Source organism: Macrococcus bovicus (assembly GCF_004359575.1).
GTDB classification, from domain to species: domain Bacteria; phylum Bacillota; class Bacilli; order Staphylococcales; family Staphylococcaceae; genus Macrococcus; species Macrococcus bovicus.
The window spans coordinates 51,895-61,874 of the sequence record NZ_SCWF01000012.1; the positions used below are offsets into that span (position 1 = coordinate 51,895).

Annotated in this window: 13 protein-coding genes; 8 read left to right on the forward strand and 5 right to left on the reverse strand. The window is 45.1% G+C overall.

What is annotated here, in order from left to right; genetic code table 11:
• Positions 1–30: 30 nt before the first annotated feature.
• From pruA to ERX55_RS09675, 5 genes are all read right to left on the reverse strand, one after another.
• Positions 31–1,575, reverse strand: a complete 1,545-nt coding sequence (gene pruA, locus ERX55_RS09655; protein WP_133452371.1) for an L-glutamate gamma-semialdehyde dehydrogenase — start codon at positions 1,573–1,575, stop codon at positions 31–33.
• A 166-nt stretch (positions 1,576–1,741) separates the two neighbouring features.
• Positions 1,742–2,107 (reverse strand): S1 domain-containing post-transcriptional regulator Ygs, encoded by a 366-nt coding sequence (gene ygs / locus ERX55_RS09660; protein WP_133452372.1) that lies wholly within the window; start codon positions 2,105–2,107, stop codon positions 1,742–1,744.
• A gap of 63 nt (positions 2,108–2,170) precedes the next feature.
• Positions 2,171–2,425 carry a DUF1871 domain-containing protein gene (locus tag ERX55_RS09665; RefSeq protein WP_133452373.1) on the reverse strand — a complete coding sequence of 85 codons (255 nt, stop codon included), beginning with the start codon at positions 2,423–2,425 and terminating at the stop codon, positions 2,171–2,173.
• Complete coding sequence (locus ERX55_RS09670; RefSeq protein WP_133452374.1) at positions 2,409–2,615, reverse strand: hypothetical protein; 207 nt, start codon at positions 2,613–2,615, stop codon at positions 2,409–2,411. Before ERX55_RS09670 ends, ERX55_RS09665 begins: the two co-directional genes overlap by 17 nt.
• A gap of 98 nt (positions 2,616–2,713) precedes the next feature.
• A complete protein-coding gene (locus tag ERX55_RS09675) occupies positions 2,714–3,307 on the reverse strand; it encodes a peptidylprolyl isomerase (RefSeq protein ID WP_133452375.1) in 594 nt (197 codons plus the stop codon).
• Between the two features lie 61 nt (positions 3,308–3,368).
• Between ERX55_RS09675 and kapB the strand changes: the two genes are divergently transcribed.
• From kapB to mnhG, 8 genes are all read left to right on the forward strand, one after another.
• A complete protein-coding gene (gene kapB, locus ERX55_RS09680; protein WP_133452376.1) occupies positions 3,369–3,743 on the forward strand; it encodes a sporulation phosphorelay system protein KapB in 375 nt (124 codons plus the stop codon).
• A gap of 120 nt (positions 3,744–3,863) precedes the next feature.
• Positions 3,864–6,233: a Na+/H+ antiporter subunit A gene (locus tag ERX55_RS09685; protein WP_133452377.1), complete on the forward strand. Its 2,370-nt coding sequence runs from the start codon at positions 3,864–3,866 to the stop codon at positions 6,231–6,233.
• Positions 6,214–6,642, forward strand: coding sequence for a Na(+)/H(+) antiporter subunit B (locus tag ERX55_RS09690; protein ID WP_133452378.1), 429 nt, complete (start codon positions 6,214–6,216; stop codon positions 6,640–6,642). The genes ERX55_RS09685 and ERX55_RS09690 overlap by 20 nt, the downstream gene beginning before the upstream one ends.
• Positions 6,642–6,983, forward strand: coding sequence for a Na(+)/H(+) antiporter subunit C (locus ERX55_RS09695; RefSeq protein ID WP_133452379.1), 342 nt, complete (start codon positions 6,642–6,644; stop codon positions 6,981–6,983). Before ERX55_RS09690 ends, ERX55_RS09695 begins: the two co-directional genes overlap by 1 nt.
• Positions 6,973–8,442: a Na+/H+ antiporter subunit D gene (locus ERX55_RS09700; protein WP_133452380.1), complete on the forward strand. Its 1,470-nt coding sequence runs from the start codon at positions 6,973–6,975 to the stop codon at positions 8,440–8,442. The genes ERX55_RS09695 and ERX55_RS09700 overlap by 11 nt, the downstream gene beginning before the upstream one ends.
• Entirely contained in the window at positions 8,442–8,921 is a 480-nt protein-coding gene (locus tag ERX55_RS09705) for a Na+/H+ antiporter subunit E (protein ID WP_133452381.1), read from the forward strand. The genes ERX55_RS09700 and ERX55_RS09705 overlap by 1 nt, the downstream gene beginning before the upstream one ends.
• On the forward strand, positions 8,918–9,202 hold the full coding sequence (locus tag ERX55_RS09710; RefSeq protein WP_133452382.1) for a Na(+)/H(+) antiporter subunit F1: 285 nt from the start codon (positions 8,918–8,920) through the stop codon (positions 9,200–9,202). The genes ERX55_RS09705 and ERX55_RS09710 overlap by 4 nt, the downstream gene beginning before the upstream one ends.
• Positions 9,183–9,524 carry a monovalent cation/H(+) antiporter subunit G gene (gene mnhG, locus ERX55_RS09715; protein WP_133452383.1) on the forward strand — a complete coding sequence of 114 codons (342 nt, stop codon included), beginning with the start codon at positions 9,183–9,185 and terminating at the stop codon, positions 9,522–9,524. Before ERX55_RS09710 ends, mnhG begins: the two co-directional genes overlap by 20 nt.
• Positions 9,525–9,980: the final 456 nt, after the last annotated feature.

Here is a 9,980-nt window from a genome sequence, read left to right on the forward strand (position 1 = left end):
CTCAACAAGCACTACTGCAGTTTTTAAGTATTAAAGCATTTCAGATGATGTACGACCTTGCATATGAAGGACTAAGTAATCAGGACCGCCCGCTTTAGAGTCTGTACCTGACATTTTGAAGCCGCCGAACGGCTGGTAGCCGACGATTGCGCCTGTACAGCCACGGTTGAAGTAAAGGTTACCGACCATAAAGTCACGGCGTGCCTCTTCAAGATGCTCACGGTTATTCGTGATAACAGCACCTGTTAAACCGTAATCTGTATTGTTCGCAAATTTAATCGCTTCTGTGAAGTCTTTCGCTTTAGCGATACCGACAACTGGTCCGAAGATTTCTTCCTGCATGATGCGGTCATCGTGGTTAAGTCCGATAAAGACTGTTGGATGTACGAAGTGGCCTTCTTCTTCGTCTGTTGTACCGCCGACAAGCAGTTCACCTTCCTGCTTACCGATTTCAATATATTCCTTGATTTTGTTAAGAGAATTTTCATCGATGACAGGACCCATGAAGTGTTCATTTGTCTCAGGGTTACCGACTGTTAATTTTTCTGTTTTTTCTTTTACTTTAGCCACGACTTCATCATAAACATCTTCTACGATGATGACACGTGAACATGCTGAACATTTCTGACCAGAGAATCCGAATGCTGATTTAACGATTGATTCAGCTGCCAGCTCAAGATCTGCTTCTGAGTCAACAACGATTGTATCCTTACCGCCCATTTCAGCAATCACACGTTTTAAGTTCAGCTGACCTTCGTGTACTTTCGCTGCGCGTTCATAGATATGGACACCGACGTCACGTGAGCCTGTGAATGAGATGAAACGTGTATCAACATGGTCAACGATGAAGTCACCGATGTCACGTGAAGAACCAGGGATAAAGTTAACAACCCCTTTAGGCATACCCGCTTCTTCTAATACTTCCATGAATTTGTAAGCCACAACCAACGTGTTTGAAGATGGTTTAAGAAGCACTGTGTTACCTGTTACTAAAGGTGCTACAGTCGTTCCTGCCATGATGGCAAACGGGAAGTTCCAAGGTGAGATAACAACACCCACACCTAATGGAATGTAATCGTAACGGTTGAATTCACCTGGACGGCTTTCTACTTTAACACCGTCTTTAAGACGTAACATTTCACGGCCGTAGAACTCAAGGAAGTCGATTGCTTCTGCTGTATCCGCATCTGCTTCGTTCCAAGGTTTCCCTGCTTCTTTGATGAGAAGGGCTGAGAACTCCCATTTGCGGCGACGGATGATCGCAGCTGCACGGAATAAGATATCTGCACGGAATTCAGGTGCGGATGTTCTCCAGGTCTCAAACGTTTCTTTAGCCACAGCCATCGCTTGTTCAGCATGCTCCTGTGTTGCTTTAGAAATGTAACCGATTGTTTCATCTTTTTTAGATGGGTTGTATGAACGAACTTTATCTTCTGTCATGATGCGTTCGCCACCAATGACCAGTGGATAGTCCTGACCTAAGTAGTTATTAACTGTTTCAAGGCCTTTTTTCATTGCTTCCTGATTTTCTGCAACAGTAAAATCAGTAAATGGTTCATGTTTATATGGAATCATTATTGTCCCTCCTAAAATTAGGTTCATAGAAAACCCTTACATCCTTAATAATGAACAAAAAGCGTTTTACTTTCAAGTCCTTTGCAATAAATTGTGAAGAAAAATATTTATGCTTATTTCAGGTTAAACATACAAAAAAGAACATCACCCGCATTCAGTCATGTTCTCAGTATAAATCTGACTTATTGATCCATTCCGGCAGCTTCTGCCGCAGCGATTCAAAGCCAATCGTCTGTTCCTGGTTGATCTCATCCAGTACAGATTTCTTCTCTTTTTTGCGTTCCTGACGTCTGAAATAATCATTTTCTTTGAGAGTCAGATTGAGTTTCCCATCAGATGACACATCGAGTACCTTCGCCTTCACAATCTGGCCGACTGATAAGAAGACGTTTAAATTATGGATATAATCATTCATGACTTCTGAGATGTGAATCAGTCCTTCGACGTGGTCCAGTGTTTCTACAAATGCACCATATGGCTGGATGCCCGTCACCTTCACTTTGACGAACTGACCCTTATGATACTTCGTCATCTTCATCCCTCCTTTTACTCTTTTATCGACACTATCAGTGTATCATAAAGAGGTATGGATGAACTAGAGCGCGCACGTCTGATTGAGAAGATCCACCTGGTCAAGAACCCGCTCTACGTCTTCTTCTGGCGGTGCACTCAGAAACGCGTAATCATAAATCGCCCGGATGCCTTCAATAGTTTCTGCTCTGCTCTTCTTCTGATGAATCAGTTCCATACAGTCATATATTTCCTGGTCGCCCATTGTCGGATCCTCAAGATGCATCGGATTCCAGTCTGCGAGTAGTTTATAGAGTTCAATGTTAAATTCTGCGTTCATTTTTCAGTTCCTTGTTCTCAAGTTTTCTCAGGACATCCTGCTCGAATGCTTCCATTTTTGCTTCTTCTTTTGAAGCATGATTTCTGAAATAACGGAATGTGACGTATGCCATCACCATGAATATAACCAGCGTAATGACAGCTGGGATATATTCCATTTTATTTTCCGGAAAATATAGAAATTCCATCATGATTCATCATCTCCTCATCCTTCAAAAATTATAGCACGCTATAATTAAAAAAAATCAATAAGTCATGAACATTTCATGACTTATTGATTCACTCGGATTTACTTGATGATCTCAACTTTTTCAATGACGACATCTTCAACCGGTTTATCCTGTGGTCCTACTTTGACAGCTGCAATCGCTTCTAAAACGTCAAAACCTTCGATGACCTGACCGAAGACCGTATGCTTCTGGTCTAACCAAGGTGTTCCGCCTTTTTCGCCATAAGCCTCGACGATTTCTTCAGGCCAGCCTCCCTGCTTTAACTGTGATAACATTTGAGCCGGGACATCTTTCATCTGAACGATGAAGAACTGTGAACCGTTCGTATTAGGACCGGCATTTGCCATTGACAGTGCGCCATACAGATTGAATGCTTCCATTGAGAATTCATCTTCAAAGGAATCACCGTAGATACTTTCGCCGCCCATACCTGTGCCAGTCGGGTCGCCCCCCTGGATCATGAAGTCATTGATGACGCGATGGAAAGTAATCCCTTCATAATAGCCTTTTTCGGCCAGGCCGATAAAGTTTGCGACAGTTTTTGGCGCTAGTTCAGGGAATAACTTGATTTTCATCGTTCCCATTGAAGTCACCAGATTGACTGCGCGTTCGTTTTCTGCAATTTCGTGATTTAATTGTGGAAATTGTGTCATGATGAATACTCCTTCGTGATATGATAAGTACCATAATATATTAACATAAAGGATGATGAATATGTATTATCAACTCCCCTTCAAAACAGGGCGCTATATAGTAGAAAAAACCGGCGAGCATCCGAACGGTGTCCTCGTTCAAGTACTGGCGGTCGTCCACCATCCTAAACAAGGTGACCTGCACGCACCCGGCGAGACCGACGTTTTTTTCCATGAACGAAAAGCATTAGCCTATAAGGAGAAGCGGATTGTACATCCTAACCTGCTGAAACCTCACGACGGTGAGCTTCCTGATTACAATGTTTCTCTTAAAGAGGCGGTCGGTCGTCTGGAAGACAAATTAACGGCCGAAAACACGCCTTATCATCAGCAGGCTCTGGCAGCATTAAACAATCTGAAGGAAGAATATCGTCATTACTATCACATCATTTTTTGACATTTCTGTGAACATTCATTCGCTTTCTTCCTATTTAAGAACAGCGGATAATCCGTTGTCCCCTTGTTTGAAGGCGACTCATTTTTCTGTATACTGATGACTATGCTAAGGAGGTCAAATATGCATTTGTTACAGCTCGCAGTTCTTCTGCCTTTTCTAGGTGCCGTTATCGTGCCGCTTATTTATCGTTATCTTAAAAGACTACATCCGGGATATATCGCATTATTATTTCCGGTATCAGCTGCCCTTATACTCATCAGCGCAAAATTTAGCGGTCAGGCCGTCAGCTCATTCAGCTGGATGCCGAAAATAGGACTGAACCTGGACTTTCACCTTGACGGCTTCAGTTTTTTATTTACGATGCTGATCACAGTGATCGGGACGCTTGTCGTCTTCTATTCCATTCATTATCTGGGACGTCAGGAAGCACTCGGTCATTTCTACTGTTATCTGATGCTCTTCATGGGTGCGATGCTCGGCGTTGTGCTGAGCGATAACGTCCTCGCACTCTATATGTTCTGGGAACTGACCAGTATATCAAGCTTTCTGTTGATCGCATTCTGGAATCAGAAAGAGAAGTCCATACAAGGGGCCCTGAAATCCATGCTGATCACTGTCTTTGGCGGTCTGATGCTGCTCGGTGGATTGCTGACACTGGTGACGATCACCCATACTTTCAGCATTCGTGACATGTTTACGATGCAGGAGACCATCGCTCAATCTCCGCTGTTCCCCGTCGCACTCTGCTGCATGCTGCTTGCCGCCTTTACAAAATCAGCGCAGTTCCCGTTCCATATCTGGCTGCCGGATGCGATGGAGGCACCGACGCCTGTCAGTGCCTATCTGCACTCCGCGACAATGGTCAAAGCAGGGATCTATCTGGTGGCGCGCTTCACGCCGATCTTTGCCGTCTCAGCGCTCTGGATCTATGCGGTCACCTTTGCAGGGGCCGTGACGCTCTTCTGGGCCTCGTTCAATGCTGTAAAGCAGCAGGATTTAAAAGGGATCCTCGCCTACAGCACCGTCAGTCAGCTCGGCCTGATGATGACCCTGCTGGGTGTCGGGGGCATCAGCCTGCATTTTCAGCATGACGAAATTTTCTATCTCAGTATTGCAGCCTGTGTTTTTCATATCTTTAACCACGCTTCATTTAAAGGGGCGCTGTTCATGATCGTCGGAATTATCGACCATGAAACAGGAACGCGTGACCTGCGTAAGCTGTCGGGTCTTCTTCAGCTCATGCCGATCACTTTTACAGCAGCAGTCATCGGTGCACTGAGTATGGCAGGGCTGCCCCCATTTAACGGCTTCCTGTCCAAAGAGATGTTTCTATCCAGTATGTTCGACACACGTTATACGGATTTATTCAATCCCCTGATGGTCTTCGTGCTGCTTGCCCTCATTATTGTCGGCAGTCTGTTCACGTTTATCTATTCAGTCAAAATGATCAAAGATGTCTTTTTCGGCGAGAGAGGCGAACTACCAGAAGGCACCCATGAGGCTCCGCTGCCGCTGCTCATTTCACCGCTTGTCCTCGTGACTATTGTTGTAGTGACCGGACTTATCCCGGGCATCCTGACACCGATGATTCAGTCAGCAAGCCATGCTATCTTAAATAAGCCGCTTCACGCTATTCATATCGTCCATTGGCATGGTTTCAATCCGGCGCTGCTGACGACACTGCTCATTGTTATTGTCGGCAGTGTCATGGTCTACTTCTATGCCAAGTGGCAGCGTGTCTATCAGCTGCAGCCTGAACACGTCACCTTTAATCATCTGTACCAGGCGACCTTGAAGAAAGCTGAAGAATTCGCTTACCTGCTTAATCATCGCATCATCAAGGCAGGCAGCAGATTCCATATCATCTTGATTTTCTGTACATTGATTTTTCTGACGGCTGTCAGCTTCATCCTGCAACCTATTGATTTCGGTCAGTGGCAGCTGGCTGATATGCGTATTTATGAGATGATACTGCTCGTTATCATCCTGATTGCCACCTTGATGGTGCTGAAAGCAAAATCACGTCTTTTCAGCATTATCATGCTGAGTACAATCGGTTATGCGATCGGGTTATTCTTCGTCTTCTTCAACGCGCCTGATCTGGCGTTGACACAGCTGACGATCGAGACGATTTCGACAGCCCTTTTCCTGATGTGTTTCTATCACCTGCCTAAGCTTAAGCTGTACGGTGAAACTGCCCGCTTCAAACTGAGCAATGCACTCATTGCCATCATGACAGGTATCGCCGTTACAGTCATCGGACTTGTTGCTTACGGCCATCGTTTCTATCCATCTATCAATGACTATTATATTAAGCACGTCTATGACCTGGCAGCAGGCAAGAATATGGTCAATGTCATACTCGTCGATTTCCGCGGATTTGATACACTCTTCGAATCAACGGTGCTCGGCATTGCCGGTATCGGTATTTACACCCTGATTAAATTACGTTACAGAAAGGATGACTCGCATGAACAAACAGAGAAATGATGTCATTCTGCAGTTCAGCACGCTCGTCATCTTCTTTATCATCATCATGTTCAGTCTCTCCATCTTCCTGGGTGGTCACTATTCACCTGGAGGCGGCTTTGTGGGAGGGCTGCTGGTCTCGGGCGCACTTCTGCTGATCTTAATTGCCTATGATATTAAAACATTGAACCAGCTGCTGCCCATTGACTTCAAGAAGGTGATTGCATGGGGATTAACATTCTGCTTTATTACACCCTTTATCGCCGTCATAAAAGGTGATCCTTTCTTCAAGCACTATTATGGCGACATCCATCTTCCTGGAGTCGGTGCGATTCACTGGCACACGGCGATGTTATTTGATTTAGGTGTCATGCTTGCTGTTATCGGTACATGCATGACGATCATCCTGACGATTGGAGAGAATGAATAATGGAAGTAGTCATGATTATATTAGCTGGCATCCTCGTTGCAGCGGCCGTTTATCTGATTCTGTCCAGAAGTCTGTTACGCGTCATCATCGGTACCTCCATTCTGACGCATGCCGTCAATCTGCTCCTCTTGTCCATGGGCGGCCTGAAAGAAGGGGCGATCCCGATATACGGTAAGGAGATCAAACGATATGTCGACCCTATTCCTCAGGCGCTGATACTGACAGCTATCGTCATCAGTTTCGCTATTACAGCTTTTATACTCGTTCTGGCGTTTCGAAGCTACAAAGAACTCGGTACAGATAATCTAGAAGAAATGCGAGGTGTTCCAGATGAGCAATAGTCTCGTATTACCTATCGTCATCCCTGCTATCATCTCAATCATTCTGATATTTCTGGGCAAACAAGCCCTGACAAAAAGAATGGTCGTCTTTGCAGGTGCGCTGATCACACTCATCTGTGCGAGCTTTAACCTCTGGAATGTGATGCAGCATGGCATTCAGTTTGTTGAGCTCGGCGACTGGCCTGTACCCTACAGCATAACGCTTACTGTCGACTATCTGTCTGCCGCCTTTGTCTTTACTACGTCACTCTTGATGATATTCATCATCGTCTACTCCTACCAATCCATCTCATTTGAAAGAGAACGTTATTATTACTACTCTTCACTGATGTTCATGCTGGCAGGATTGAACGGTGCATTCTCAACAGGTGATATCTTCAATCTGTTCGTTTTCTTTGAAGTCTTTCTCATGAGTTCTTACGTTCTCATGATTATCGGCGGCACAAAGATTCAGCTGCAGGAAAGTATCAAATATATTCTGGTCAATGTCATTTCATCCTCATTCTTTGTATTAGCAGTGGCCATGCTTTACTCAGTTGTCGGTTCATTGAATATGGCTGATATCAGCGTTAAACTGGCCGGGTTGGAAGATCATTCAATTATCACGATCTGTGCGATTCTCTTCATCTTTGTCTTTGCAACTAAAGCCGGTATGTTCCCGCTTTACTTCTGGCTGCCGGGTGCTTATTATGCACCGCCGATAGCCATATTAACGACATTCGGGGCCCTGCTGACCAAAGTGGGGGTCTATGCCATCATGAGGACCTATTCTCTTTTCTTCCCAACGGAAACAGTGGGCCATATTCTTCTCGTCCTTGCACTCCTGACTATCATAGCAGGCTGTATAGGAGCCCTTGCTTACCGCGATATGAAGAAAATCATCATCTATAACATCATGATAGCGATCGGCGTCATTATCGCAGGGGTCAGTCTCCTGACAGTCGATGGGATGCTTGGCGCGATTTACTATGTGTTTCATGACATCATCATCAAAGCTGCCCTCTTTATGCTCGTTGGTGTTATCATCCGCATTACAGGTGAGACAGCGTTCGATAAGACTGGCGGACTGATAAAGCAGTATCCACTGCTCGGCTGGACCTTCTTCATTGCCGCCTTGTCGCTCGCCGGTATACCTCCGCTCAGCGGATTTTACGGCAAGTATTATATCGTCAAGGCACTCTTACAGGAACAGCATGTCATCTCTGCCATCATTATTCTGCTGAGCAGTCTCGTCGTACTCTACTCGGTCATCAGGATCTTCATCAATGTCTTCTGGGGCAGACCAGGTGCCCTGATCCAGCATCCACCTTATATGAAAATGATGGTGGTCAGTTTACTCGTAACGATGCTGGCAGTTGCCTTCGGGTTTTATGCCGACTCTCTGTTCCCGCTGTTTCATCAGGCTGCAGTCACTCTGACAGATCCATCTGAATACACGAAGATACTGGAGGTGAAGTAATGGCTATACAAGCGTTGATCAATATACTTCTCACTGTATTATGGTGTCTAATCACATTATCATTTTCATTCGGCAATATCCTGCTCGGTTACCTTTTCGGCCTTTTCGCTGTTTATGTCATGCGTAAGTTTCTGCCAGGACGCTTCTATTTAAGACCGTTTGTTAAAGCGCTGCGATTAGGTGTTGTATTCCTGATCGAATTATTTAAGGCCAATCTTGATGTACTGAAAATTGTACTGAGCAAGAAAATCGATATCAAGCCCGCCTTCTTTGCTTATCCGACGGAACTCACGAAAGACTGGGAGATTTCTCTGCTGTCACTTCTGATTACCTTGACACCGGGAACAGTCGTGACGGCAGTCAGTGATGATAAGAAGACGCTGTATATTCACGCGCTAGATTTCTCGAATCTCGAAGATGAAATAAAAGGCATTCGCACTTCATTTGAAGCAGCTATTAAGGAGGTCGGTGTAAGATGAACTATATTGCAGCAATCGGACTCGTCATCGTCTCAATCAGTATACTCGGCTTTCTGTATCGCGCGATAAAAGGACCGTCGATGGCTGACCGCGTCGTAGCGCTTGATGCAATCGGTATCGCACTCATGGCAGTTATCGCCCTCTTCTCGATCATATTGAATACGCAGTACTTTATCAGTATCATCATGTTGCTAGCTGTCCTGTCGTTTCTCGGCACGGTGTCGTTTGCTAAATTCATGGATAAAGGAGAGATCATAGAATATGAACGAGATGATTCTTAATATCATTGCTGCCGTCTTAATTATGATCGGTTCATTACTGAGCCTGGTCGCTTCCATCGGTTTATTCCGCTTACCCGATGTCTATACGCGGGCCCATGCCGCAAGTAAGGCAGCGACCCTCGGGGTTATGTTTGTGATGAGCGGCGTTATGTTCTTCTTCCTGGCACGAGACCATTTCTTTCAGCCGGCATTGCTGCTGGCAATCCTGTTCATCTTTATGACCGGCCCGATCGGTGGTCATCTGCTGATGCGGACAGCTTATCACAACGGTGTCAAATATACAGATCAGACCGTACGTGATGACTTGAAGGAAGCAGAATAGAAAGTGGGTTCTTGCGGAGTTATGAGCGATAAACTTCTGTTGTCGCTCATAACTAGGGGGCCTGGTGTCTTTGCGCGGAGTTATGAGCGATAAACTTCTGTTGTCGCTCATAACTAGGGGGCCTGGTGTCTTTGCACTGAGTTATGAGCGATAAACCTTAATTATCGCTCATAACTAGGGGGTCCGGTGTCTTTGCGCGGAGTTATGAGCGATAAACCTTAATTGTCGCTCATAACTCGGGGACCCGATGTCTTTGCGCGGAGTTATGAGCGATAAACCTTAATTGGCGGACACAACGACCATCACAATAAAAAATGCGATTCACCATCTGAACATCACCCCGTCAAGTAGACACGTAAAAAAATAAAATCAGTTACTCGGCTGCGCTTGAATAAGCGCAGCCATTTTTAATGAAATTCTTTCTTTATTAAAAAATTTGATGTACTTAGTGAGTTC